The sequence below is a fragment of the Azonexus sp. IMCC34842 genome, assembly GCF_050368855.1.
GTDB classification, from domain to species: domain Bacteria; phylum Pseudomonadota; class Gammaproteobacteria; order Burkholderiales; family Rhodocyclaceae; genus Azonexus; species Azonexus denitrificans_A.
In genome coordinates this window covers 3,857,110-3,879,430 of the sequence record NZ_CP178449.1, presented here as the reverse complement: position 1 = coordinate 3,879,430, position 22,321 = coordinate 3,857,110, and the positions used below count along the sequence as shown (strand labels likewise).

General features: G+C 62.4%; 23 protein-coding genes and 1 riboswitch. Of the genes, 8 read left to right on the top strand and 15 right to left on the bottom strand.

Annotated features, from left to right (window positions below):
- Positions 1-40: 40 nt before the first annotated feature.
- Positions 41-1,027 (top strand): hypothetical protein, encoded by a 987-nt coding sequence (locus tag ACLIKD_RS18450; RefSeq protein WP_428826170.1) that lies wholly within the window; start codon positions 41-43, stop codon positions 1,025-1,027.
- On the opposite strand, the gene ACLIKD_RS18445 is transcribed toward ACLIKD_RS18450, so the two are convergent.
- Genes ACLIKD_RS18445 through ACLIKD_RS18430 form a run of 4 tightly spaced genes read right to left on the bottom strand, consistent with a single transcriptional unit; the run spans position 971 to position 4,451 of the window.
- Complete coding sequence (locus tag ACLIKD_RS18445; protein ID WP_428826169.1) at positions 971-2,188, bottom strand: MFS transporter; 1,218 nt, start codon at positions 2,186-2,188, stop codon at positions 971-973. The genes ACLIKD_RS18450 and ACLIKD_RS18445 overlap by 57 nt on opposite strands.
- Positions 2,185-2,886 carry an MOSC domain-containing protein gene (locus ACLIKD_RS18440; RefSeq protein ID WP_428826168.1) on the bottom strand — a complete coding sequence of 234 codons (702 nt, stop codon included), beginning with the start codon at positions 2,884-2,886 and terminating at the stop codon, positions 2,185-2,187. Before ACLIKD_RS18440 ends, ACLIKD_RS18445 begins: the two co-directional genes overlap by 4 nt.
- An 18-nt stretch (positions 2,887-2,904) precedes the next feature.
- Complete coding sequence (locus tag ACLIKD_RS18435; RefSeq protein ID WP_428826167.1) at positions 2,905-3,798, bottom strand: ROK family protein; 894 nt, start codon at positions 3,796-3,798, stop codon at positions 2,905-2,907.
- 2 nt (positions 3,799-3,800) lie between these two features.
- Positions 3,801-4,451 (bottom strand): hypothetical protein, encoded by a 651-nt coding sequence (locus ACLIKD_RS18430; protein WP_428826166.1) that lies wholly within the window; start codon positions 4,449-4,451, stop codon positions 3,801-3,803.
- Positions 4,452-4,532: 81 nt separating this feature from the next.
- Between ACLIKD_RS18430 and ACLIKD_RS18425 the strand changes: the two genes are divergently transcribed.
- Positions 4,533-4,859, top strand: coding sequence for a DUF1840 domain-containing protein (locus ACLIKD_RS18425; protein ID WP_428826165.1), 327 nt, complete (start codon positions 4,533-4,535; stop codon positions 4,857-4,859).
- Between the two features lie 32 nt (positions 4,860-4,891).
- On the opposite strand, the gene ACLIKD_RS18420 is transcribed toward ACLIKD_RS18425, so the two are convergent.
- On the bottom strand, positions 4,892-5,461 hold the full coding sequence (locus ACLIKD_RS18420; RefSeq protein WP_226417841.1) for a hypothetical protein: 570 nt from the start codon (positions 5,459-5,461) through the stop codon (positions 4,892-4,894).
- Positions 5,462-5,614: 153 nt separating this feature from the next.
- Between ACLIKD_RS18420 and ACLIKD_RS18415 the strand changes: the two genes are divergently transcribed.
- Positions 5,615-6,328, top strand: a complete 714-nt coding sequence (locus ACLIKD_RS18415; protein ID WP_428826164.1) for an N-acetylmuramoyl-L-alanine amidase family protein — start codon at positions 5,615-5,617, stop codon at positions 6,326-6,328.
- On the opposite strand, the gene murB is transcribed toward ACLIKD_RS18415, so the two are convergent.
- A complete protein-coding gene (gene murB, locus ACLIKD_RS18410) occupies positions 6,303-7,316 on the bottom strand; it encodes a UDP-N-acetylmuramate dehydrogenase (protein ID WP_428826163.1) in 1,014 nt (337 codons plus the stop codon). The two genes, ACLIKD_RS18415 and murB, sit on opposite strands and share 26 nt — an antisense overlap.
- Before the next feature lie 167 nt (positions 7,317-7,483).
- Here murB and ACLIKD_RS18405 point away from each other — a divergent pair, with 167 nt between their 5' ends.
- Entirely contained in the window at positions 7,484-7,966 is a 483-nt protein-coding gene (locus ACLIKD_RS18405) for a hypothetical protein (protein ID WP_428826162.1), read from the top strand.
- A gap of 237 nt (positions 7,967-8,203) precedes the next feature.
- Here ACLIKD_RS18405 and metH read toward each other — a convergent pair whose 3' ends face one another.
- The gene (metH, locus tag ACLIKD_RS18400; protein WP_428828358.1) at positions 8,204-11,866 is read right to left on the bottom strand and encodes a methionine synthase; all 3,663 of its coding nucleotides are present in this window, start codon (positions 11,864-11,866) and stop codon (positions 8,204-8,206) included.
- A 72-nt stretch (positions 11,867-11,938) separates the two neighbouring features.
- A riboswitch (S-adenosyl-L-homocysteine riboswitch) is annotated at positions 11,939-12,005 on the bottom strand.
- 49 nt (positions 12,006-12,054) lie between these two features.
- A complete protein-coding gene (locus ACLIKD_RS18395) occupies positions 12,055-12,549 on the bottom strand; it encodes an outer membrane protein assembly factor BamE (RefSeq protein ID WP_226417845.1) in 495 nt (164 codons plus the stop codon).
- Positions 12,550-12,681: 132 nt separating this feature from the next.
- Between ACLIKD_RS18395 and ACLIKD_RS18390 the strand changes: the two genes are divergently transcribed.
- A complete protein-coding gene (locus ACLIKD_RS18390; RefSeq protein ID WP_428826161.1) occupies positions 12,682-13,074 on the top strand; it encodes a rhodanese-like domain-containing protein in 393 nt (130 codons plus the stop codon).
- Here ACLIKD_RS18390 and ACLIKD_RS18385 read toward each other — a convergent pair.
- The 3 genes from ACLIKD_RS18385 to ACLIKD_RS18375 are packed head-to-tail and all read right to left on the bottom strand — an operon-like array spanning position 13,054 to position 15,994.
- Complete coding sequence (locus tag ACLIKD_RS18385; protein WP_226417847.1) at positions 13,054-14,259, bottom strand: multidrug effflux MFS transporter; 1,206 nt, start codon at positions 14,257-14,259, stop codon at positions 13,054-13,056. The genes ACLIKD_RS18390 and ACLIKD_RS18385 overlap by 21 nt on opposite strands.
- Positions 14,252-15,745, bottom strand: a complete 1,494-nt coding sequence (locus ACLIKD_RS18380) for a YifB family Mg chelatase-like AAA ATPase (protein ID WP_428826160.1) — start codon at positions 15,743-15,745, stop codon at positions 14,252-14,254. The genes ACLIKD_RS18385 and ACLIKD_RS18380 overlap by 8 nt, the downstream gene beginning before the upstream one ends.
- Positions 15,746-15,751: 6 nt before the next feature.
- Complete coding sequence (locus ACLIKD_RS18375; protein WP_428826159.1) at positions 15,752-15,994, bottom strand: accessory factor UbiK family protein; 243 nt, start codon at positions 15,992-15,994, stop codon at positions 15,752-15,754.
- Between the two features lie 243 nt (positions 15,995-16,237).
- Between ACLIKD_RS18375 and ACLIKD_RS18370 the strand changes: the two genes are divergently transcribed.
- The 3 genes from ACLIKD_RS18370 to ACLIKD_RS18360 all read left to right on the top strand — a co-directional run bounded on the left by ACLIKD_RS18370 (position 16,238) and on the right by ACLIKD_RS18360 (position 19,031).
- Positions 16,238-17,095: a TorF family putative porin gene (locus tag ACLIKD_RS18370; protein WP_428826158.1), complete on the top strand. Its 858-nt coding sequence runs from the start codon at positions 16,238-16,240 to the stop codon at positions 17,093-17,095.
- An 81-nt stretch (positions 17,096-17,176) separates the two neighbouring features.
- Positions 17,177-17,515 (top strand): P-II family nitrogen regulator, encoded by a 339-nt coding sequence (gene glnK / locus ACLIKD_RS18365; RefSeq protein ID WP_226417851.1) that lies wholly within the window; start codon positions 17,177-17,179, stop codon positions 17,513-17,515.
- 10 nt (positions 17,516-17,525) lie between these two features.
- Complete coding sequence (locus tag ACLIKD_RS18360; RefSeq protein WP_428826157.1) at positions 17,526-19,031, top strand: ammonium transporter; 1,506 nt, start codon at positions 17,526-17,528, stop codon at positions 19,029-19,031.
- 58 nt (positions 19,032-19,089) lie between these two features.
- On the opposite strand, the gene ACLIKD_RS18355 is transcribed toward ACLIKD_RS18360, so the two are convergent.
- The 4 genes from ACLIKD_RS18355 to ACLIKD_RS18340 form a co-directional block, all read right to left on the bottom strand.
- On the bottom strand, positions 19,090-19,632 hold the full coding sequence (locus tag ACLIKD_RS18355) for a hydrolase (RefSeq protein ID WP_428826156.1): 543 nt from the start codon (positions 19,630-19,632) through the stop codon (positions 19,090-19,092).
- 3 nt (positions 19,633-19,635) lie between these two features.
- Positions 19,636-20,499, bottom strand: a complete 864-nt coding sequence (purU, locus tag ACLIKD_RS18350) for a formyltetrahydrofolate deformylase (RefSeq protein WP_226417854.1) — start codon at positions 20,497-20,499, stop codon at positions 19,636-19,638.
- Between the two features lie 75 nt (positions 20,500-20,574).
- Positions 20,575-21,183: a bifunctional phosphoserine phosphatase/homoserine phosphotransferase ThrH gene (gene thrH / locus ACLIKD_RS18345; RefSeq protein ID WP_226417855.1), complete on the bottom strand. Its 609-nt coding sequence runs from the start codon at positions 21,181-21,183 to the stop codon at positions 20,575-20,577.
- A gap of 92 nt (positions 21,184-21,275) precedes the next feature.
- Positions 21,276-22,310 (bottom strand): methyltransferase, encoded by a 1,035-nt coding sequence (locus ACLIKD_RS18340; protein ID WP_428826155.1) that lies wholly within the window; start codon positions 22,308-22,310, stop codon positions 21,276-21,278.
- Positions 22,311-22,321: the final 11 nt, after the last annotated feature.

Sequence of the window (22,321 nt, the reverse complement as noted above, 5' to 3'; positions counted from 1 at the left end):
CTTGCAGAGTGGTCATCCCATTAACTGCAAGGAGGGCGTCATGAAAATTCAGGAATCGACGGTACAACTCTCGGCCAGCCATGAAGCCAGCCGGACGCAAACGCTGGAAATCAACACGGTGCAGAGCTTCCGGCAGGTCTTCACCAGTCTGGCCGTGCCGCAGAACGCGGCGCAGGAGACGGCCGAGCAGCGCGTCCAGAAGCTGCTGCAATCGCTGATCGACGCCATCATGGCGGCAATGGATGGCAAAAAATACGAGGCAGACTTTGCCGCCAGCGATGCGTTGCCGGCCCAGGGGCAGGAAGTGCCGACCAGGCGCCCGGAGATCAGCTGGCAACGCAGCAGCACCGAAACCGTCAGCGAATCGGAAAAGACCACCGTTTGCGGCAAAGGCATGGTCAAGACCTGCGACGGGCGGCAGATCGATTTCAATTACGCCGTCGACATGGCACGCGAATACCACAGCGAGAAGAGCAGCGAGGAGAGCGGTACGGTCGCCTTGCGCGACCCCCTGGTACTCAGCTTTGACGGCAAGTCCTGCGAGCTGACCGAGGAATGCATTGCCTTCGACCTGAATGCCGACGGCACGCCGGAACAGATTCCCGGTCTTGGCTCCGGCAGCGGTTTTCTCGTCTTCGACCGCAACGGTAACGGCAAGGCCGATAACGGCAGCGAGCTGTTCGGGGTGGCCAGCGGCAACGGCTTTGCCGATCTGGCACAGCTCGACGGCGATCATAACGGCTGGATCGACGAGGCTGACGAGGCCTTCAAACAGCTTGCCGTGTGGTCGGGCGACAGCTTCCAGTCATTGGCCGAGCGGGGCGTCGGTGCCCTCTTTACGGGGGCGGTAGACGCCCCGTTCTCGCTGAAGAATGGCGCCAATGAACTGCTCGGCCAGATCCGGGCGGCCGGACTCTATCTGTCGGAAGCGGGCGAGGTCGGCCAGATGCAGCAGGTCGACCTGGCTGTCTCAGCCCCGCCGGCGGGAGAGAAACATCCAGCCGAGGGCGAGCAACTGGCCGCCTAACAGCGTGACGAAAGCGGCGCGGAAAGCCGCGTCGCTCGCCCAGCCGGCGGCCTGCAAGGCGCCGACCAGCCCGCCGATGCCCCATTGCAGGCCGAAGGCGCCGGCAAAGACGAGCAGGTTGAGCGCCGTATTGGCGCGCCCGGAAAGGGCGGGCGGAAAAGCCTGGGCGACCAGCGAATAAGAGACGTTGGACAGCGAAAAGCAGATGCCGAGCAAAGGCCACAACAGGCCGCCGGCAAAGTTCGGCAGAGCGCAGATCAGGGTCAGCAGGCCAACGGCGACGAGCATGGCGCCGAGATAGATCTTTTCGAGCTTGATGCCGCGGTGCACCAGCGCGGTGGCGAAAAACCCCATGAACAGGAAGCCGGCCAGCATCGCACCGCTCATCCAGGTCAGGCGCAGGGCGATCGCCGCGCCATCCATGCCTTCGAGCACCGCCATCCAGCGTGAAGCCCAGAGCCCTTGCACGGCCATGAAACCGCCGGTAAACCAGAAGCCCATCGGGGCGTAGCGCCAGAAGTGACGGCTTGAATAGATCGCCTTGACGCCAGCCAGCTGGGCGAAGATGCCCGTGCCTTTTTCTTCGCTTTCCTTGTCCGGTGCGACGAACCAGATAATCGCCGCAACCGCCAGCGTCGCAGCGGCCAGCCCGAGAGCGATTTCGCGCCAGCTGACGAAGCCGAGCGCCAGTTCCAGCGGTTTCGCTGCGGCCAGCGCCCCCAGACCGCCGGCGGCCATGATCCAGCCGGTCAGCGAAGCCTGCCGTTCGGGCGGGAACCACTGGGCAAAAGCCTTGAATGAAGCCATCAGGCAGGCGGAAACCCCGAGGCCGATGAGCGCCCGACCGAGCGCCAGGCCGCCCAGCGCATCGGACAGCGCGAAAACGGCGGCGCCGCTGGCGGCGATCACCAGCAACGCGGCTTCCACCCGGCGCGGGCCAAAGCGGTCGAGCAGCATGCCGAGCGGCAACTGCGCGGCGCCAAAGGCGAGGAAGTAGGTACTGGTCAGCAGGCCTAGCGCGTTGTCGCCGAGGCTAAGTTCATGGGCCAGTACCGGGCCGATGACGGCATTGGCGGTGCGGTAGAGGTAGGAGAGAAAGTAACCGGCGGCAAACGGCAGAAAAAGCCTGAGCCACAGGCCTCGGGTGGCGGGGTACCTCACGCTTGCTCCGGTTTCACGTGGAACGTCGTCGGAGGCGGGGCGCTGCCCGAATTGTCGCGAAGCCAGCGGGCCCGCTGTTCAATTTTTTGCCGCCAATGTTCGGCGATGCCGGGGGTTGCCGCCAGTCGTTCCAGGTCGGCCAGGGCCGGGCGATGCGACTGCCAGAGTTGCATCGCTTCGGCCAGCGTCGGGGCGGTCGTTGCCGGCTGAAGCAGTTGCAACTGGTCGTCCGGCGCCACCCGGCCGGTTTGCAGCACCCGCCAGTACCAGCCGGTCAGCCGATGTTCGGCAATGAAGGCGGCCATGCCGTCGGTGGCAAAACGCTCGTCGATTTTCCAGCACGGGTTGCGCGGCTGACAGACCTGCAGACGGGCGCTGCCCAGTTGCCAGATGTCGCCAATCCGGACATCGTTTTCGGCGAGATCGGCGACCGAGATATTTTCGCCCAGGCTGCCGGGCACGAGCTGCGCCGCCGCGCCGGGAAAGTGTGCGGCAAGGCGCGGGTAGTGGCTGGCCGGATAGAGATGGACCGCCTTTTCCGGACCGCCATGCACCCGGCGGTCGGCCTGCTGGTCGCCGACGAAGCCTTCGCGGCCGAGATCGAGCGGCGCCGTTACCGGCTGTTTGTAAATGCCGGTCGGTCGACCGGATTCAGGGAGCGGCCGGATGCCGCCGACGAATAATGAAATTTTTGCCATGGTTGGCGGATTTTGCCATCAATCCCACAACCACGCTGCGCCCCGCACCCCCGAGGAATCCCCATGTGTCGGCGGGAGGATTTTGGTGCACAAAACATCGGAAAAAACGTGCGGCGTGCAGCAGGCGGGCAGATTGCGATAGAGGCGGGAGATGTTGGACAGGCCGCCGCCGAGAACGATGACCGCGGGGTCGAGGATGTTGATGACGCCAGCCAACGCTCGACCGAGCCGGTCTTCGTAGCGCCGCAGGGTCGCTTCGCAGGCCGTATCGCCGGCCGTCGCCCGCGCTTCGATGCAGGCCGTATCGAGCTGTTGGCCGGTATGCCTCAAATGGTCGGCCGCCAGGGCCGGGCCGGAAAGATAGGTTTCGATGCAGCCGGCTCGCCCGCAGTAACAGGGCGGCAGCGGCAAATCGTCGGTGGCCGGTAGCGGCAGCGGATTGTGGCCCCACTCGCCGGCGATGGCGTTGGCACCGGTCAGCACCCGGCGCTCGATGACGATGCCGCCGCCGACCCCGGTTCCGATAATGATGCCGAAGACGGTCGCGGCGTCCCGCCCGCTGCCATCGACGGCTTCCGACAGGGCAAAGCAGTTGGCATCGTTGGCCAGTCGGATCTCGCGCTGCAACAATGTCTGCAGATCGTGTCGCAACGGCTGGCCGATCAGGCAGGTCGAATTGGCGTTCTTGATCAGGCCGGTGACCAGCGATTCGGCGCCGGGAATGCCGATGCCGAGCGTGCCGTGCTGACCTGTTTCGCGCTCGACATTTTCCACCAGTCCGGCAACCGCCCGCAGCGTCGCCCGGTAATCGCCCTGCGGTGTCGCAATACGCTGGCGCAGCAATTCGCGACCATCGTCTGCCAACGCAATGATCTCGATCTTCGTGCCGCCAAGGTCAACTCCGAGACGCAAGTTCAAACCCGCACGGCAACGCCTTTGACATTGCCGTAGGTGGTGGTCAGCGTGCGCAATACGCTGGCCCCGGCGTCAAGCAATAGCATGAACAGGTTGCGTTCGCTGTAGAGGCAGACTGGGTGGGTGATTCCGTATTTTTTCGCGACGCTCGGGGAAAGCTCGGTGAAGCGCTGTTCTACCAGCTGTTCGCCGCCAGCGTAGCCATCGCCCAGTTCCGAATGGAGACCGAGAATGGATATGTAGAGCTTGCCGCCGATCTTCAGCTTCAACAGCAATTGGCGGACGACGCTGCGCGCCTGCTCGTAGGGCATGCTGCACAGTCCGCGGCGGAGGACGACGATGTCGAAAGGCTCGCCCGGCAGATCGTCCGGCAGGTTGGTTATTTCGCCGGCGGCGTAGGAAACATTGTCGCGCAGGCCGCCGGCGAGAATCCGCCCTTCGATGTCGTGCCGCTTGGCAGGCGTATCCGCCGCAGTTACCTGGGCGCCAAGATGGGCAATTTCAGTGGCCAGTTCGCAATGCCCGGCCGGCAGGATCAATACGGAAACGCGGCGGTCGTAACGCTGACGCTTGACACATTCTTCCAGGGCCAGACGTTCGTTTTCGTCTGTTCCCGACTGGAAGGGATTGGCTGTAGTATCTACGCTCATTGGTTGTCTCCGTTATCGCCCCATTCTGCATTAAGGCCGGACGTTCTGACAACCGGAAGCTGGGCAACGGAAGGAAAAAATATGCTAGTTAGATTTGATTCGAGCGAGACCGGCGAGATACTGATGTTTGCCGATGCGGCAAAGGATCTGTTGCAGGCCATCGGCAAGGAAACGACGGCGCGTGGCGCCTTTACCCAGGCCGAAATGGCCGGAGCCGCCGAATTGTTGCGGCAGGCGGTGAAGCGCGCCGAAGGGCCGCCGCCCGAGGATGTCGAAGATGCCAACGGCAAGAAAGTTCCGGTCGTGGTGTTCGGCCAACGGGCCTGGCCGCTGATCGACATGCTGGAGCGCACCGCACGCGGCGGTGCCAAGGCCAATATCGTCTGGGAAGCGGCCAGCGATTTTTGAGCGGGTGCCGGGGGGGGGCGCTGTCCCCGGCCTCAAAAGAGTTCGATATCGTCGCCTTTGTCTTTCATGTCGGCCATGAACTTGTCTACGGCCTCCTGCACCGGCATGCCTTGTATGACGGCATCGAACATCGCGATTTCCTCGCGGGTCGTGTATTTGCCCCGGATTTTTTGCTGCAGGTCGACCCATTCGCCGGGATTGAACAGACGGCGGCTGTCGCCGACCAGATTGCTCAGGTCGCCAAGGCTGAGTCCGACATGGGCCAGACGCTGGACCAGTTTGTCGTAAAACTGAAAGGCGATGATGGCCTGGTTAACCATGCCTGCGACATGATCGGAGACGCCGCTCAGGCTTTGTTTGGCGACGCCGACCTCGCCCTGGTCGGGCAGCGTCTGCACGGTGTCGGAAATCATCCGCATGTAGCCGGCCATGGTGGTGAAGGAGTCCGCCAATACTTCGACTGAGGCGTTGCTATCCTTCATCGCCGATTCGATCTGGACGGCGGCCAGTTCCAGCATCAGCACCGTTTCGCGGACCTGGCTCCAGCTCAGGTCGGGCTGGTGGGCGGTTGAGCCGCGTGGCAGATTCTTCTCGTTCGTCATTGCTATGCGCTTTCTGGCGGGGGAGCCAATCCATGGCGAAATCGGCTTGCCGTTTGCTCATGACAGGGTTGGCAGACAACAGGCGGCAAGAAAGCGCGGGGAATATTGTCTGTCCGGAAGCAAATTATTTTAGATTGCCGCGATAATTTGCGCATGACTTTCCTGCGCATTCTGGTTTTTATCCTCGCTTGGCTGTCTACCGCAGCGTTATCGGCAGCGCCGCTGGTCGCTGTCGATGTCGGACACGGCATCAAGGATAGTGGTGCGATCAGTGCGCGTGGCCGCCCCGAATTCGAGTTCAATCGGCAGCTCGCCGGGGTGCTGGCGAACGCCCTGATCGACCATGGGCTGGCGGTCCGTGAAATCAATTTTGCCGGCGATATCGGCAGTCTGGCCGAGCGTCCGCTGCAGGCGGTCGGCAGCGATTTCTTCATCGCCTTGCATCATGACTCGGTCAGCGAGCGTTATCTGCAGTTCTGGGAGTGGGATGGGCGCCAGGCGAGTTATACCGAGGTCAAGCGTGGTTTCGGCATTTTCGTCTCGGCGCAGAATCCCGATCTCGCCACCAGCCTGCGTTGTGCCTCGACCATTGGCGCCGTGCTGCGGCGGGCCGGTTTCATTCCGACGCCCTGGCACAGCCGCAAGCATGTTCCGGCCGACGCCGAGAATGGTGTCTGGTATTACGACAATCTCGTCGTTCTCTACCGGACGACGCTGCCCGCCGTGCTTTTCGAGGCCGGGGTGATCAAGCATCGGGAAGAAGAACTGGAGCTGCTCGATCCGGAGCGTCAGGCCAGAATGGCCGATGCGCTGGCCACCGGCATCGCTGCCTGCCTGTACGTCAAAGAAATATCGGTTCCGGAGTAAGCGCCACGCCGAAGCGCACCTGGACGGCCGCCTGTACCGCGGCCATGGTGCGCAGGACATCGGCGCCGGTGGCGCCGCCGCGATTGACCAGAACCAGCGCCTGTTTTTCGTACATGCCGACCGGTCCGAGGTTTTTGCCTTTCCAGCCGGCCTGCTCAATCAGCCAGCCGGCGGCCAGCTTGACCCGGCCATCCGGCTGCGGATAGCGCGGCAGGCCGGGGTAATCGGTGGCGAGCCGTTCGGCCAGGCCGGCCTCGACGACGGGATTGTGGAAAAAGCTGCCAGTGTTGGGAATCTGCGTCGGGTCGGGCAACTTGCGCTGGCGCACGGCGATGATCGCAGCGGCGATGTCGAGTGGCGTCGGCCTGGCGACTTCCTGCGCCGCCAGTTGCTGGGTCACGTCGGCGTAGCGAATATTCGGCTGCCAGGCCTTCGGCAGACGAAAAACCACCGAAGTGATCGCCATCCGGCCGTTCAAATGCCAGCCTTGCTGCTTGAACAGGCTGTTGCGGTAGGCGAAGCGGCAGGATTCACGGTCGAAACCGACGACAGCCTGTTTTTCAAAATCCCAGGCGGTCAGTGAATGGAAACACTCGCCGACTTCCAGCCCGTAGGCGCCGATATTCTGGATCGGCGCAGCCCCGACCGTGCCGGGAATCAGGCTGAGATTCTCGAGGCCCGGCCAGCCTTGCGCCAGCGTCCATTGCACGAAGTCATGCCAGTTCTCGCCGGCGCCGGCTTCGATGTACCAAGCCTCGGCGTCTTCCGTTAGCAGCTGCTTGCCCGGGATCGCCATGTGCAGGATCAGACCGGGGAAATCGCCGGTTAACACCAGATTGCTGCCGCCACCGAGGATGAAACGCTTCTCGTTGGCCAGGTTGGCCGCGGTCAACTGCTCGGGGGTGGTAATTCGTTGGTAGCGGGCGGCCTGGCCGGGGAGGGCGAGGGTGTTGAAGGGGGTGAGGTCGACGTTTTGTTCGGCATTCATGGCGCGATTTTCGTCGATTTCTCGGCTTTATTGGCGGTTTCGGTTGAGTTTGGCGCAAGGTTACGCGCGGTCATCTGCGCTACTTGGCTTGAGCGGGGCTGCGGTATTCCATTGTCACGACAGTATGATGTGCGCACTTTCAGCTAGATGCAGACAGTGACAATCCAATGAGCAATGAACAGCTATCTCAGAAGTATTTAAGTCTTTCCATCCTTGGTTTTGCATGGCTGATTTATGGTTTAGCCACAGCGTTTTGCTTGTCTCATGGGCATCTACGGGAGTTCAGTGAGTTTGCCTATGACAACTTTGGCAAGTTCATCCCTTCGGTCAATCGGATTGAACGCCTCACCAACCTTGATGTTGCTTTGGCGAAGGGACATGCCTCGTTGATGCTGGCGTCAATACCCCTATTATTTGGTGGGTTCCTCTTTTGCGATGTTGAGAATAGCGTCTCAGGGATTCGAAAGAAGGGAAAAGAAACAATTGCAGTTGTACTGCTTATTGTCATCGCAAGTGGGATTTTTATCGCAGGATTTAATCACAGCATAGGACGTAATAATTTTGCCAAGTTCTCACTACTTTCCACCTTGATAACTGGGATATCAGCCTACTGCTATCGATTGGCATTCTGTATCGCAACCAAGAAATGAAATAATCAGCATTCCTATACGACGTACTTCAGCTTTGGGTACATCTGACCCGTCCGGTACAGCAAGGCAGTAAATAGCCGAGACGTTTTTTTCGGGTCCCGATGTGGAGCGCCGAGCAACGCGGAAGCCGGGGGCGCCTTACTTTCTTTTGGCGAAGCAAAAGAAAGTAAGGCGCCCAGCAGGGCGGAAAGCGACGGTCGATTAGGTGACCAAATCAACCGCCGTGTAGTGCCAAAATCAGAGCAACGGCGCCAGCCAATACTCCGCATCCTTCACCGCCATTAGCTTGCGTCCAGCCCAATCCTCCAACTGATCCCTGCCGATCTTCGGAATCGCAAAATAGACTGCCGCCGGATGCCCGATGTAGAAGCCGGACACCGCTGCCGCCGGGGTCATCGCGTAGGACTCGGTGAGGTGCATGCCGGCCGTGTTCGGCGCATCGAGTAGGGCGAATAGTTCGCGCTTGGCGGTGTGGTCCGGGCAGGCCGGGTAGCCGGGGGCGGGGCGGATGCCTTGGTATTGCTCGGCGATCAGCGCGTCGGCGTCGAGTTTCTCGTCGCTGGCGTAACCCCAGTAGTGAGTGCGTACTTCCGCATGCAGCCATTCGGCTGCGGCTTCGGCGAAACGGTCGGCGAGCGATTTGAGCATGATCGCCGAGTAGTCGTCATTGGCTTTTTCGAAAGCGGCGACGTGTTCGTCGATGCCGAGACCGGCGGTGACGGCGAAGGCGCCGACGTAGTCCTGCTCACCGACATAGTCGGCCAGCGCGACGTTGAACCGGCCCTTAGGTTGCTTGTGCTGCTGGCGCAGGCCGACCCAGCGGGTCAATTCGCTTTGCCGGCTTTCATCGCCGTAGATGATGATGTCTTCGTTGTTGCCACGGGCCGGGTAGAGGCCGAACACTGCCTTGGCAGTCAGCCATTTTTCATCGACGATTTTGGCCAGCATCGCCTGGGCGTCGGCGAACAGCTGGCGGGCGGTTTCGCCGACCACGTCGTTTTGCAGGATGGCCGGGTAGCGGCCGGCCAGATCCCAGCTCTGGAAGAAGGGCGACCAGTCGATGTAGGGCACCAGCTTGGCGAGGTCCAGCGTCAGCGTGTGGCGGCCCGGTTGTTGCGGCGCGACCGGTGTGTACGCTCCGTTCCACGTGAAACGGTTGGCCCGGGCTTCTTCCAGCGTGACCAGCGTGGCGCCCTTGCGGCCAGCGTGTTCGGCGCGCACGGTTTCGTATTCGGCGACGATCTCGGCCATATAGCCGTCGCGTTGGTCGATCGACAGCAGCTTGGTGGCGACGCCGACGGCGCGCGAGGCATCCGGCACGTAGACCACGGCGCCTTCGGTGTTGGGGGCGATCTTGATCGCGGTGTGGGCGCGGCTGGTCGTCGCGCCGCCGATGAGCAGCGGCTGCTTCATCTTCAGGCGCTGCATTTCGCTGGCAACGTGGGCCATTTCCTCGAGCGAGGGCGTGATCAGGCCGGACAGGCCGATGATGTCGACGCGATGCTCGAGCGCCGCCTTCAGGATGTTGTCGCAACTGACCATGACGCCGAGGTCGACGACGTCGTAGCCGTTACAGCCGAGCACCACGCCGACAATGTTCTTGCCGATGTCGTGCACGTCGCCCTTGACCGTGGCCATCAGGATCTTGCCCTTGCTGCCCAGGCCGGTGCGGGTCTTTTCCGCCTCGATGTAGGGCAGCAGGTGGGCGACCGCCTGTTTCATGACGCGGGCCGATTTGACGACCTGGGGCAGGAACATCTTGCCGGCGCCGAACAGGTCGCCGACGTGGTTCATGCCGTTCATCAGCGGGCCTTCGATGACGGCGAGCGGCGGCTTGCCTTCGGCTTCCAGCTTGGCGCGCACTTCCTCGGTGTCGGCCACGACGAAATCGGTGATGCCCTTGATCAGCGCATGTTCCAGGCGCTTCTCGACGGATTGCTCGCGCCAGCTGAGATCGGGGCCGCTGTCCTTGGCCTTGCCTTCCTTGACGGTCTGGGCGAAATCGACCAGCGCCTCGCCGGCGTCCGGGTGGCGGTTGAGTACAACGTCCTCGACCTTGTCCCGGAGCACCGGTTCCAGATCGTCGTAGATGCCGAGCATGCCGGCATTGACGATGCCCATGGTCATGCTGGCCTGGATCGCGTGGTAGAGGAAGACGGTGTGGATCGCCTCGCGCACGGCGTCGTTGCCGCGGAAGCTGAAGGAAACGTTGGAGACGCCGCCGGAAATGTGGGCGTGCGGCAGGTTCTGCTTGATCCAGCGCACCGAATTGATGAAATCGACGGCGTAGTTGTTGTGTTCCGGAATGCCGGTGGCGATGGCGAAGATGTTCGGGTCGAAAATGATGTCTTCGGCCGGGAAGCCGATGCTCAACAGCAGCTTGTAGGCGCGCTGGCAGATTTCGGTCTTGCGGGCGTAGGTGTCGGCCTGGCCCTGCTCGTCGAAGGCCATGACAATCACTGCGGCACCATAGCGGCGGGCCAGTCTGGCTTGTTCGATGAACTTGGCTTCGCCTTCCTTCATCGAGATGGAATTGACGATGCCCTTGCCCTGGATACACTTCAGGCCGGCTTCGATGACTTCCCATTTCGACGAGTCGATCATGATCGGCACGCGGGAAATGTCCGGTTCCGAAGCGATCAGCTTGAGGAAGCGATCCATCGCGGCCAGCGAATCGAGCATCGCCTCGTCCATGTTGATATCGATGATCTGGGCGCCGTTTTCGACCTGCTGGCGGGCGACGGCCAGCGCATCGTCGAAACGGCCTTCGAGAATCATCCGGGCGAAGGCCTTCGAGCCGGTGACGTTGGTTCGCTCGCCGACATTCACGTAGAGCGAATCGGCGCCGACATTGAACGGTTCGAGACCGGACAGGCGCAGCTTCTTTTCGATTACCGGCACGGCGCGCGGGGCGACCGCGGCGACGCGTTCGGCGATCGCCTTGATGTGCTCGGGCGAGGTGCCACAGCAGCCGCCGACGATATTGACGATGCCGCTCTGCGCCCAGCTTTCGATTTCGTCGGCCAGCATCTCGGCCGTTTCGTCGTAACCGCCGAAGGCGTTGGGCAGACCGGCATTCGGGTGCGCCGAGACGTAGCAGTCGCAGACGCGCGACAGTTCCTCGACGTACTGGCGCAGTTCCTTGGCGCCGAGCGCGCAGTTCAGGCCGAACGACAAGGGCTTGATGTGGTTCAGCGAATTCCAGAAGGCTTCGGCGGTCTGGCCGGACAGCGTGCGGCCGGAAGCGTCGGTGATCGTCCCGGAAATCATCACCGGCCAGCGGCGCTGGGCGCGCTCGAAAAAGGTATCGATGGCGAACAGCGCGGCCTTGGCGTTCAGCGTGTCGAACACCGTTTCGACGAGCAGGATGTCGGCGCCACCTTCGACCAGGCCGGTGATCGCCTCGATGTAGTTGGCGACCAGCTCGTCGAAGCTGACGTTACGGTAGCCGGGGTCATTGACGTCCGGCGAGATCGAGGCGGTGCGGCTGGTCGGGCCGAGGACGCCGGCGACGAAGCGCGGCTTGGCCGGGTTGGCGGCGGTGAATTCGTCGCACAGCTGACGGGCCAGCCGGGCGCCCTCGAAGTTCAGCTCATAGACCAGTTCGCTCAGGTTGTAGTCGGCCTGCGAAACGGAGGTCGAGTTGAAGGTGCAGGTTTCGAGGATATCGGCCCCGGCTTCCAGATAGCCGCGATGAATGCCGCCGATGACGTCCGGCCGGGTGATGACCAGCAGGTCGTTGTTGCCCTTCAGGTCGTGCGGGTGATCCTTCAGCCGCTCGCCGCGATAATCCGCTTCCTGCAGGCCGTGACGCTGGATCATTGTGCCCATGGCGCCATCGAGAATAAGCAGGCGCTGCGCGAGCAGGGTGGAGAGTTCGGCGGTACGGTCGGGTTGCATCATGATCACCTCGGCAAAGCGGAAACACACCGGGGACGCCGCAAAAACGAACGGCGCCACAAACCGGTTTCGGGTTTGCGAGCGCCGTTGATCATTGCCGAGCCTGGCCCCTGAAAGGGTCGCAGCGCTCCTCGGCAGAAGGCGTAGTTTACTGTCCGCCGTCCGGACTGCCAAGTGCCTTGATTTATTTAGCCTTTCATCGCCATGCGTTTAGAGGTCTTCTTGACGCCGCCGTGGCCGGTGTCGAAATGCACCATGAAGTAGGTTTCCTCGCTGGGCGGCATGCCTTCGACCCGCCATTCCCAGATTTCTTCCTTCAGATTGTCGAAAACCACCTTGGACGCCGGGGCGCCGAGCAGGCGGCGGACATCATCCTTGGCCATGCCGTCGCGTACCCGGGCATAGTTGGCCTCGGTCAGCACCTGTTCCATCTTGCTGACAACCTGTTGGCGGTCGAAGCTGATCATGTAGCAATGCACGCCCATCGGCTGCCGGCTGTATTCCCAGGTCGCCGTGCCATCGTCATTCCAGTGCTCGAAGCCCGGTTCGCCCATGCGGCTGCGCACCTCGGCGGCGGTGGTCTGGCCGGGTTTGATCTGCGGCAGATTGACGATATCGCAGGCCGGCAGCAGGGCGGCGCCAAGGGCCGCGGCGGCCGTGGTGATCCAGGCGGACAGTTTCATGAAGGCTCCGAAGTTTGGCGGGGAGGGGAATACTGTAATGCGGCAAGCGGGGCGATTGTCAAAACCTCGATGGTTTCCGTTTCCGCTGCCTTGCTTTCATAATATCGGCCGTTCCTTATTTTCGGAAAAACCATGCAGCAACTTGATCCCTGTGCCGCCCATGCCCTGTTGCAGCAGCGGCCGGAGGCGATACTCGTCGATTGTCGGACGGAAATCGAGCACATGTACGTCGGCCATCCGGTCGGGGCCGAGCATGTCGCCTGGCAGGAGGCGCCGGATTGGGATATCGACCCGGAATTCGCCGACAAGGTGAAACGCCTGGTCAAGGGCGATCTGACCCGGCCGGTGTTGTTGATCTGCCGCAGCGGCCACCGCTCGGTCTATGCCGGCGAAGCGCTGGAAGCCGCCGGCTTTGCGACGGTGATCAACGTGCTGGAAGGTTTCGAGGGGCCGCTCGATGAGAATTATCATCGCGGGACGCTGGGCGGCTGGCGCCACCGCGGCTTACCCTGGCAGCAATCGTGAGCGTTGGTGAGCCAGGGCGGCGATGCCGCCGAGCAGCATCAGGCCGGCCATGCCGAAGGCCAGGTTGAGCGTCGATGCCCACAGGGCCGGGGCGATCAGCCCCGCCGCCAGGCTGTTGAAGCTGGACTGGAAAAATGTCTGGCAGGAGGCGGCCAGACCGCGCTGTTCCGGGAAGGGGTCGAGCGCCATGATGGTCAGGCAGGGCATCGCCAGCGCCATGCCGGTGGTGTAGACGAAGAGCGGCAGGACGCTCCATGGCAAGGCTGGCGGCAGCGTCAGGTTGAGGCCGAGGTTGATGCTGACGGCGACGATCATGACGCCGTAGCCCAGCGCGATGGTCTGGCTCAACGAGCGTTTTCCGGCCAGCCGGCCGGACAGCCAGGAGCCGGTCATCAGGCCCCCCATGGCCGGCCCGAACAGCCAGAGAAAGCCGGTTTCCGGGAGGCCGAGATGGGTCATCAGAAACACCGGGGCGGACAGCACGTAGATGAAGAATCCGGCAAAGTTCAGCGACAGCGCGGCGCAGGCGAACAGGAAGGCGGGCGAGGTCATGACCTTCCAGTAGGTGCGGCCGAGGTAGGCCGGTTGCAGCGACTGGCGCTTTTCCGGCGGCAGGGTTTCCGGCAGCAGTTTCCAGCAGGCCAGCCAGAGCGCGGCGGTCGCCAGTACCAGAAAGGCGAAAACCGAGCGCCAGCCGAAGAAAGTCTGCAGCCAGCCGCCGATGACCGGGGCGATGGCCGGGGCCAGCGCGAACATCATGGTGATCTGCGACATCAGGCGCTGGGCCGAGGCACCGTCGTACAGGTCGCGAACGATCGCCCGGCTGATGACGATCCCGGCGCCGGCCGTGATCCCCTGCATGGCCCGCCAGAACCACAGTTGTTCGATGCGCGTGGCGAAGGCGCAGCCGGCCGAGGCCAGTGCGAACAGGCCGAGGGCGATCAGGATGACGCGGCGGCGGCCGAAACGATCGGAAATCGCGCCATGCCACAGGGTCATCACGGCGAAGGCGAGCAGATAAGCCGACAGCGTCTGCTGCACCTCGATCTGACTGGCTCCCAGTTTGTTGGCGATGTCGTGGAAGGAGGGCAGATAGGCATCGATCGAAAACGGCCCGAGGGCCGACAGCGCTGCCAGAAGCAGCGCGATGCCGCGCGTGCTGGCCCGGCTTTCCCGTTCAGCCACGGGCAAACCGGCGATACTGGATGGCTTCGCCGACGTGGGCGGCGCGGATGGCGTCGCTGCCGGCCAGGTCGGCAATGGTCCGGGCGACCTTGAGTATCCGGTGCCAGGCCCGGGCCGACAGGTCGAGCTGGGTCGTCGCCTGCTTGAGCAGCTTGCTCCCGGCTTCGTCTGGCTCGCAGTGGATATCGACTTCGCTGGCGTTCAGTCGGGCATTGACCTTGTTCTGGCGTGCCATCTGGCGAGCCAGTGCCGTTTCGACGCGGACCCGGACGGTCGCCGAGTTTTCGCCATCGGCCTTGCCGGTCAGCGCCTCGGCCGGCAGGGCCGGTACTTCGAGGAGCAGGTCAATACGGTCGAGGAAAGGCCCGGACAGCTTGCCGCGGTAGCGGGCGATCTGATCCGGCGTACACCGGCATTTCCCGTTGCCATGACTGAGAAAGCCACAGGGGCACGGGTTCATTGCCGCGACCAGCTGGAACTCTGCGGGAAACTCGGCTTGGCGGGCGGCGCGGGCGATGTGGATACGCCCGGTTTCGAGGGGCTCGCGCAGGGTTTCCAGAACTTTCCGGTCGAACTCCGTCAGCTCGTCGAGGAACAGAACGCCTTGATGCGCCAAGCTGATTTCGCCCGGGCGCGGCGGATTGCCACCGCCCACCAAGGCGACGGCCGACGCGGTGTGGTGCGGCTGGCGATAGGGGCGAACGCCGAATGCTGCCGGCTGGAACTGGCCGACCAGCGACAGGACTGCCGCCGATTCCTTGGCTGCTGCCGGGTGCAACGCCGGCATCAGGCCCGGCAGGCGAGCCGCCAGCATCGACTTGCCGGAGCCCGGCGGGCCGACCATCAGCAGCGAATGATTGCCGGCCGCGGCAATTTCCAGAGCCCGCTTGGCTTGGGCCTGGCCACGTACTTCAGTCAGGTCGGGGAAAACCGGCAGGTTTTCGCCGGCTTCCGCAACGGCGGTTGGCAGCAGGGCCTGCCCCGACAGATGGGCGCAGACGGCGAGCAGCGAGGTGGCCGAAAGGATCTCGCCGGCGCCGGTCAAGGCGGCTTCCCGGGCGCTCGCTTCGGGCAGGATGAAAGCCTTGCCGTTGCCGGCGGTTTGCAGGGCCATGGCCAGCGCCCCGCGGATCGGCCGCAATTCGCCGGAGAGCGAAAGCTCACCGGCGAACTCGTAGTCGGCCAGTGCTTTGCCGGACGTCTGGTTGCTGGCCGCCAGAATGCCGATGGCGATCGGCAGGTCGAAGCGGCCGGATTCCTTGGGCAGGTCGGCGGGCGCCAGATTGACAGTGATCCGTTTGCTCGGAAATTCAAAACCGGAATTGACGATGGCGGCCCGCACCCGGTCGCGTGCTTCCTTGACCTCGGTGTCGGGCAGGCCGACCAGTGTAAAACTCGGCAGGCCGCTGGCGAGATGCACTTCGACCGTGACCGGCGGCGCGTTTAGGCCGTCCAGCCCGCGGCTGTGAGCGATGGCCAGCGCCATGCTGGGCTACTGGCCCGCGCGGGCTTTTTCCAGCGCGTCGACGCGGGCTTCCAGATCCTTGAGTTTCGCCCGGGTACGGGCGAGAACTTCGGCCTGCACGTCGAATTCCTCACGGGTGACCAGATCGAGCTTGGCAAATACGCCGCTCATCACGGCCTTGGCATTCTTTTCAATGTCCTTGGCCGGTGAATTGGCCAGCAGCGCGCTCATTTTGGCGCCGAAATCTTCCAGGATTTTTGGGTCGAGCATGGTGTTCCTCCGAGATGCGACACTGTAACACAGGGTCCAAACCGGCCCTTTTCAAGCATTGCTCGTGCGTGGTGCGTGACGATCTGTAACCGCACGATTTTGGTGCGTAAAGCTGGCGCAGCATCTACAGTAACAAGGCAAAACATATGATTTCAATCAAAAATTCCATCTGGCACGCCTTCTGCTATTGCTGTCCTGCACAAATTAAGTTTTGCATTTGACCCGTTCTACAGGAGATAAACCATGAAGAAATCCATTATTGCCCTGGCTCTGTTTGGCGCCTTTGCTGTTCCGGCCTTTGCCCAAACCGCCGCTCCGGCCGCCGAGGCCGAAGCCAGCCCGCATACCCTGACCGCCAACGTCGGTGTGTTCTCCAGCTACCGTTTCCGTGGCATCGATCAAACCTTCGGCAAGCCGGCTGTGCAAGGTGGCTTTGATTACTCGCACTCCAGCGGCTTCTATGCCGGTAACTGGAACTCCAACGTTTCTTCCGGCGCCGGTTTCCCGGAAGGCAACATTGAAATGGACTTCTACGGTGGCTACAAGTTCGCTGTCGGTGACTTTGGGATCGACGTTGGCGGCCTGTACTACTACTACCCGGGCTCAAACGCTTCGCCGCTTTCCCGTACCAATTCGAAGAATCTGGGCAAGACCGTCAACGGCACCGTCGACAATGGCGAGATCTATGTCGGTTTGAGCTGGAAGTTCCTCTCCCTCAAGTACTCCTACGCCGTCACCGACTATTTCTCTCTGCCCGACTCGAGCGGCACCAGCTACCTCGATTTCGGCGCCAACTATGATCTGGGCGGCGGCTGGGGTGTCAACGGCCACGTTGGTCATCTGTTCGCCAAGGACTATCGCTACTCGGGCACCACCGGGTCCGACAAGATCGATTACACCGACTGGAAGGTTGGCGTGACCAAGGACTTCAGCGGCTGGGTGGTTGGCGCTTCCTACGTCGGTACCAGCGCCAAGGGCGATTGCGGATCGGCTGAGTTCTACTGCTTCTCGAACTCGCTGAATGCCAATGGCACCCTCGGCAGCAAGTCCAAGGATGCCGGTCGTGGCATCGCCGTCCTCTCGGTTTCCCGCTCTTTCTAAGTACTTTACCTTCCCCCGCCGGTGTCCCGGCCGGTGCCAGCGGGGGAACCAAAAATGTCAATCTTGTGAGGAATACTCATCATGAAATTCGTTACCGCCATCATCAAGCCGTTCAAGCTTGACGAAGTGCGTGAAGCCTTGTCCGCCATCGGCGTGCAAGGCATCACGGTTACCGAAGTGAAGGGGTTCGGCCGGCAAAAAGGGCATACCGAGCTGTATCGGGGCGCTGAATATGTCGTCGATTTTCTGCCCAAAGTGAAGATCGAGGCCGCCGTCAAGTCCGACCAGATCGAGCAGGTCATTGAAGCCATCGAAAAATCGGCCAGTACCGGCAAGATCGGCGACGGCAAGGTTTTCGTCTTCGACCTCGAACAAGTCATTCGCATTCGGACCGGTGAAACCGGCACCGATGCCCTGTAAGGAGCGCACCATGAAACGCTTGATCGCATTGCTGGCCGTCGTTGGTGCCGTCGCATTCGGCGCACCGGCCTGGGCCGAAGAAAAGGCTGCCGAACCGGTAGCGGCTGCCGCTGTCGTTGCCCCGGCAGCAACCGCTGATGCCGTCGCCGCTCCCGCCGCTGTTGCGGAGGCTGCTCCGGCCGCTGCCGCTCCTGCCGCAGCGCCGATTCCGCCCAACAAGGGTGACAACGCCTGGGTCATGATCAGCGCTGCGCTGGTCATCCTGATGTCCATTCCCGGCCTCGCCCTGTTCTACGGCGGTTTGGTCCGCACCAAGAACATGCTGTCGGTGCTGATGCAGGTCTTCGTCACCTTCTCGCTGATCTCGGTCCTCTGGGTGATCTACGGCTACTCCGCTGCCTTTACCGAAGGCAATGCCTTCTTCGGTGTGCTGGACAAGCTCTTCCTGAAGGGGGTCACGGTTGATTCCGTGGCGGCTACCTTCACCAAGGGTGTGAACATCTCCGAACTGGCTTACGTCGTCTTCCAGGGCGCTTTTGCCGCCATCACCTGCGGCCTGATCGTCGGCTCCTTTGCCGAACGCGCCAAGTTCGCCGCGATTCTGGTCTTCATGGTGATCTGGTTCACGCTGTCCTACATCCCGATGGCGCACATGGTCTGGTATTGGGCTGGTCCGGATGCCTACATCGATGCGGCAGCCGGTGAAGCGGCTGGCAAGACGGCCGGCTTCCTGTTCCAGAAGGGCGCGCTCGACTTCGCCGGCGGTACCGTGGTGCATATCAACGCCGCGATGGCCGGTCTGGTCGGTGCCTACATGATCGGCAAGCGGACTGGCCTGGGCAATGTCTCGATGGCCCCGCACTCGCTGACCTTCACGATGATCGGTGCTTCGCTGCTGTGGTTCGGCTGGTTCGGCTTCAATGCCGGTTCCGCCCTCGAAGCTTCCGGCGGTGCTGCTCTGGCCATGGTCAACACCTGGGTTGCGACATCCTGCGCTGCACTCTCCTGGATGTTTGCTGAGTGGATCCTGAAAGGCAAGCCTTCGATGCTGGGTGCTGCTTCCGGCGCCGTTGCCGGTCTGGTGGCGATCACTCCGGCGGCTGGCTTCGTCGGTGTCATGGGCGCCATCATCATCGGCCTGCTGGCTGGTGTGGTCTGCCTGTGGGGCGTCAATGGCCTGAAGAAGCTGCTCGGTGCCGACGACTCGCTCGACGTCTTCGGTGTGCATGGTGTCGGTGGCATCCTCGGTGCCATCCTGACCGGTGTCTTCGCTGACCCGGCCCTGGGCGGTACGGGCGTCTATGACTACGTCGCCAACGCGGTTGGCGCCTACGACATGACTGCTCAGGTGATCAGCCAGATCTGGGGTGTCGGTACCGTGATCGTCTGGTCCGGTGTCGTCTCGATCGTCGCTTACAAACTGGTGGATATCGTGATCGGTCTGCGGGTGCCGGAAGAGGAAGAGCGCGAAGGCCTCGACCTGACCTCGCACGGCGAAACCGCCTACCACCACTAAGCAACACCGCAGTCTCTCTCCTTTCGGGCACCTTCGGGTGCCCGTTTTTTATTGGGAGTTACTTGATCAGCGGGAGCAGGGTCCGGAACTCGTCGGTACCGGCCTGCTGCAGCCACTCGAAGAGGACCATCTCGGTGGTGACGATATGGACGCCGCCGGCCCGCATCCGCTCGATGGCGGCCGAGCGGTTTTCCGCTGTGCGCGACGACGCGGCGTCAGCGACGAGAAAAACGGTAAAGCCGGCCTCAATCAGGCCGAAGGCGCTTTGCAGCACGCAGACGTGGGTTTCCATGCCGGTCAGGATGACCTGCCGGCGGCCGGTGGCGCGCAGCATCTCGATGACCCCGGGTTCGCCGGTGCAGGAAAAATGCATTTTTTCAAAAAACCGGGCATCGCCCGCCGCATCGCGGATCGCCGCGACGCTGGCGCCGAGTCCGCGCACATACTGTTCGGAGACGAAGCGCGGTATGCCCAGTTGCCGGGCGCCGGCAAGCAGGCGGACATTGTTGGCAATCGCTGCATCGCCGGCGAAGATCGCCGGAGCCAGCTTTTGCTGGATATCGACGAGCAGTAGCAGCGATCTGTCGCGGCGGATCAGCATGGTCTAGCGGAAGACTATGGTTTTATTGCCATGGACCAGCACCCGGTCTTCCAGGTGATAGCGCAAGCCACGGGCCAGCACGGTCTTTTCGATGTCCTTGCCGTAGCGCACCATGTCTTCCGGCGAATCGGAATGGTCGATGCGGATGACGTTCTGCTCGATGATCGGCCCGGCATCGAGTTCGCTGGTCACGTAATGGCAGGTTGCGCCGATCAGTTTGACGCCGCGCTCGTAGGCCTGGTGGTAAGGCCGGGCGCCGGCAAAGCTGGGCAGGAAGGAGTGGTGGATATTGATGATCTTGCCGGGCAGCGCATCGCACAGTTCCGGCGAGAGGATCTGCATGTAGCGGGCGAGGACCATCGTATCGCCGCGCACATCATCGAAAATCCGCGCCATTTCGGCGTAGGACCCCTTCTTGTTGTCGGCGGTGACCGGCAGGTGATGGAAAGGGATGCCGTGCCATTCGACGAAACCGCGGAAGGTGTCGTGGTTGGAAATGACGCAGGGGATTTCGATGTCCAGTTCCTTGGCTTGCCAGCGCGCCAGCAGGTCGTAGAGGCAGTGTTCCTGCTTGGACACCAGGATGACGACCCGTTTCTTGACCGCGCTATCGTTGATCTGCCAAGTCATTTGCAGCGGATCGGCGACTTCGTTGGCGAAGCGTTCGCGGAATTCGGCGAGCAGGAAAGGCAGTGAATCGGCCTTGATCTCGATGCGCATGAAATAGCGGCTGGTCAGCACATCCGAATGGAAACTCGATTCGAGAATCCAGCCGCCGTGTTCGGCGATGAAGCCGGATACCCTGGCGATGATGCCCACCTGGTCGGGGCAGGAGGCGGATAGCGTGTAGAAACGGTTGCGTAGCATGGCTTTTCAGGATCGAGCTATTGGGATCGAGGATCCAGCGGGGTTGGTCTTGCCAGGTAACTGGATCCCAGGCAACTAGGCAGCTAGAAACGCCTTGTCGATTTCACTGCGCAGGTCGTCGTAGTTCAGCACGACCGGGTACTGCGGGAATTCGCGGATGACGTTTTCCGGCGGGTGGAACAGGATGCCGCCGTGGGCTTCGCCGAGCATCGCCGTGTCGTTGTAGCTGTCGCCGGCGGCGACGATGGTGAATTTCAGTTCCTTGAAGCGCTTGACCGCTTCGCGCTTCTGGTCCGGCATGCGCAGGTGGTAGGCGACCAGCATGCCTTCCGTGTCGGCTTCCAGCGAATGGCAGAACAGCGTCGGCCAGCCGAGCTGACGCATCAGCGGATGGGCGAATTCGTAGAAGGTGTCGGACAGGATGACGACCTGGTAATCCTCGCGCAGCTTGTCGAGGAAGGCGCGGGCACCCGGCATCGGGCCCATTTCGCCAATCACCTTCTGGATGTCCGGCAGGCCGAGCTTGTGCTGGCGCAGGATGTCCAGGCGGTAGGTCATCAGCTTGTCGTAGTCCGGCTCGTCGCGCGTCGTGCGCATCAGCTCGGGAATACCCGTCCGCTTGGAGAATTCGATCCAGATTTCAGGGACGAGGACCCCTTCGAGGTCAAGGCAGACGATTTGCACGGTGAGGCTCCTGCGGAGGTGTTCGGAAAGACGAAATTTTACCTGATGCGGCGTGGATTTCGCCTGCTTTGCCGCGGCTTCCGGGCATTAAGTTAGCGCCGGGCGAGGATCAGCGAACCCTTTTCCAGCGGGTCGAGATCGATCCGCTCGATTGCCGTGAACCCGGCCGCCGTCAGCCATTCGGTGTAGTCGTCGTAATGATAGGTGCGGGTCCCGGTCTCGTAGAGCAGCGTCAGACGGAAAGCGGCCTGGAAGGCGCTGGGCGTCTCGTCGTGCAGGTATTCGTGAATGACCAGAAAACCGCCCGGGCGCAGCGTCTCGCCGATTTTGGCGATGACCTGGCGGTTGTCGTCGGCGCTCTGGTTGTGGGCGACCGACAGGTAGAAGACGACATCGTGCTGACCGCCCCAGTCCCAATGCAGGACGTCGCCCGGGCGCAGGCGGACGCGGTCGGAGAGCTGCTCCTGTTCGATGGTGGTGGCGGTGTCGGCCAAAGCCGTCGGCAGATCGACGATCAGCGCTTCGAGCTGCGGATAGCGCTGGCAGAAACGGATCGAATGCAGGCCGTGCGAGCCGCCGAGGTCGAGCAGGCGTTGGTGGCCGTCGGCAATCGGCACGTGCTTGAGCAGGTCGGGGCCGAGATCGTGCGAAAAGGCCCGCATGTAGGACGAGAACAGCGGGCCTAGCTCCGGTTGTTCGAGCATGTTGTCCCACAGCGTCTTTTCCGGCATGCCGGCTTTCACCGCTTCGGCCAGGTTGCCCATCATCGACCAGGCGGCATGCGTCCACAGCACGCCCGGCGTGTAGTCGATCTGGCCGGCGCTGGTGAACCAGCGCTGGGTGCTCGCCGAATTGGCGACGCAGTCATCCTGTTCCTCGAGATAAGCGATGCTGACCAGGAAATCGACCAGGCGGGCTGTACCTTCCAGGCTGGCGTGGATTTTCGCGGCCAGCGTGACGATGGCCAGCGGGCCGCCGGCCAGGGCTTCGAACAGGCCGAGGCGGCTGGCGGAGATGATCGCCGCCGACTTCATCATCGGCATGTAGACATCGAGCATGGCCAGTTCGGCCGAGCCGTTCGGCAGGCAGACGTCGGGTTTGGGCAGGCGGGGCGGGGGCGTGGTCATGGTGGGCTAAT

Bases quoted from the DNA above. Each gene is read 5' to 3' on its own strand.
- ACLIKD_RS18430 (WP_428826166.1), bottom strand. From the start codon at position 4,451: ATGAGCGTAGATACTACAGCCAATCCCTTCCAGTCGGGAACAGACGAA.
- ACLIKD_RS18380 (WP_428826160.1), bottom strand. From the start codon at position 15,745: ATGGCGCTGGCCATCGCTCACAGCCGCGGGCTGGACGGCCTAAACGCG.
- ACLIKD_RS18390 (WP_428826161.1), top strand. From the start codon at position 12,682: ATGCAGCAACTTGATCCCTGTGCCGCCCATGCCCTGTTGCAGCAGCGG.
- ACLIKD_RS18375 (WP_428826159.1), bottom strand. From the start codon at position 15,994: ATGCTCGACCCAAAAATCCTGGAAGATTTCGGCGCCAAAATGAGCGCG.
- ACLIKD_RS18405 (WP_428826162.1), top strand. From the start codon at position 7,484: ATGAGCAATGAACAGCTATCTCAGAAGTATTTAAGTCTTTCCATCCTT.
- ACLIKD_RS18340 (WP_428826155.1), bottom strand. From the start codon at position 22,310: ATGACCACGCCCCCGCCCCGCCTGCCCAAACCCGACGTCTGCCTGCCG.
- ACLIKD_RS18440 (WP_428826168.1), bottom strand. From the start codon at position 2,886: ATGGCAAAAATTTCATTATTCGTCGGCGGCATCCGGCCGCTCCCTGAA.
- ACLIKD_RS18355 (WP_428826156.1), bottom strand. From the start codon at position 19,632: ATGCTGATCCGCCGCGACAGATCGCTGCTACTGCTCGTCGATATCCAG.
- metH (WP_428828358.1), bottom strand. From the start codon at position 11,866: ATGCAACCCGACCGTACCGCCGAACTCTCCACCCTGCTCGCGCAGCGC.
- ACLIKD_RS18420 (WP_226417841.1), bottom strand. From the start codon at position 5,461: ATGACGAACGAGAAGAATCTGCCACGCGGCTCAACCGCCCACCAGCCC.
- ACLIKD_RS18395 (WP_226417845.1), bottom strand. From the start codon at position 12,549: ATGAAACTGTCCGCCTGGATCACCACGGCCGCCGCGGCCCTTGGCGCC.
- purU (WP_226417854.1), bottom strand. From the start codon at position 20,499: ATGCTACGCAACCGTTTCTACACGCTATCCGCCTCCTGCCCCGACCAG.
- ACLIKD_RS18450 (WP_428826170.1), top strand. From the start codon at position 41: ATGAAAATTCAGGAATCGACGGTACAACTCTCGGCCAGCCATGAAGCC.
- ACLIKD_RS18360 (WP_428826157.1), top strand. From the start codon at position 17,526: ATGAAACGCTTGATCGCATTGCTGGCCGTCGTTGGTGCCGTCGCATTC.
- ACLIKD_RS18415 (WP_428826164.1), top strand. From the start codon at position 5,615: ATGACTTTCCTGCGCATTCTGGTTTTTATCCTCGCTTGGCTGTCTACC.
- glnK (WP_226417851.1), top strand. From the start codon at position 17,177: ATGAAATTCGTTACCGCCATCATCAAGCCGTTCAAGCTTGACGAAGTG.
- ACLIKD_RS18370 (WP_428826158.1), top strand. From the start codon at position 16,238: ATGAAGAAATCCATTATTGCCCTGGCTCTGTTTGGCGCCTTTGCTGTT.
- murB (WP_428826163.1), bottom strand. From the start codon at position 7,316: ATGAATGCCGAACAAAACGTCGACCTCACCCCCTTCAACACCCTCGCC.
- ACLIKD_RS18425 (WP_428826165.1), top strand. From the start codon at position 4,533: ATGCTAGTTAGATTTGATTCGAGCGAGACCGGCGAGATACTGATGTTT.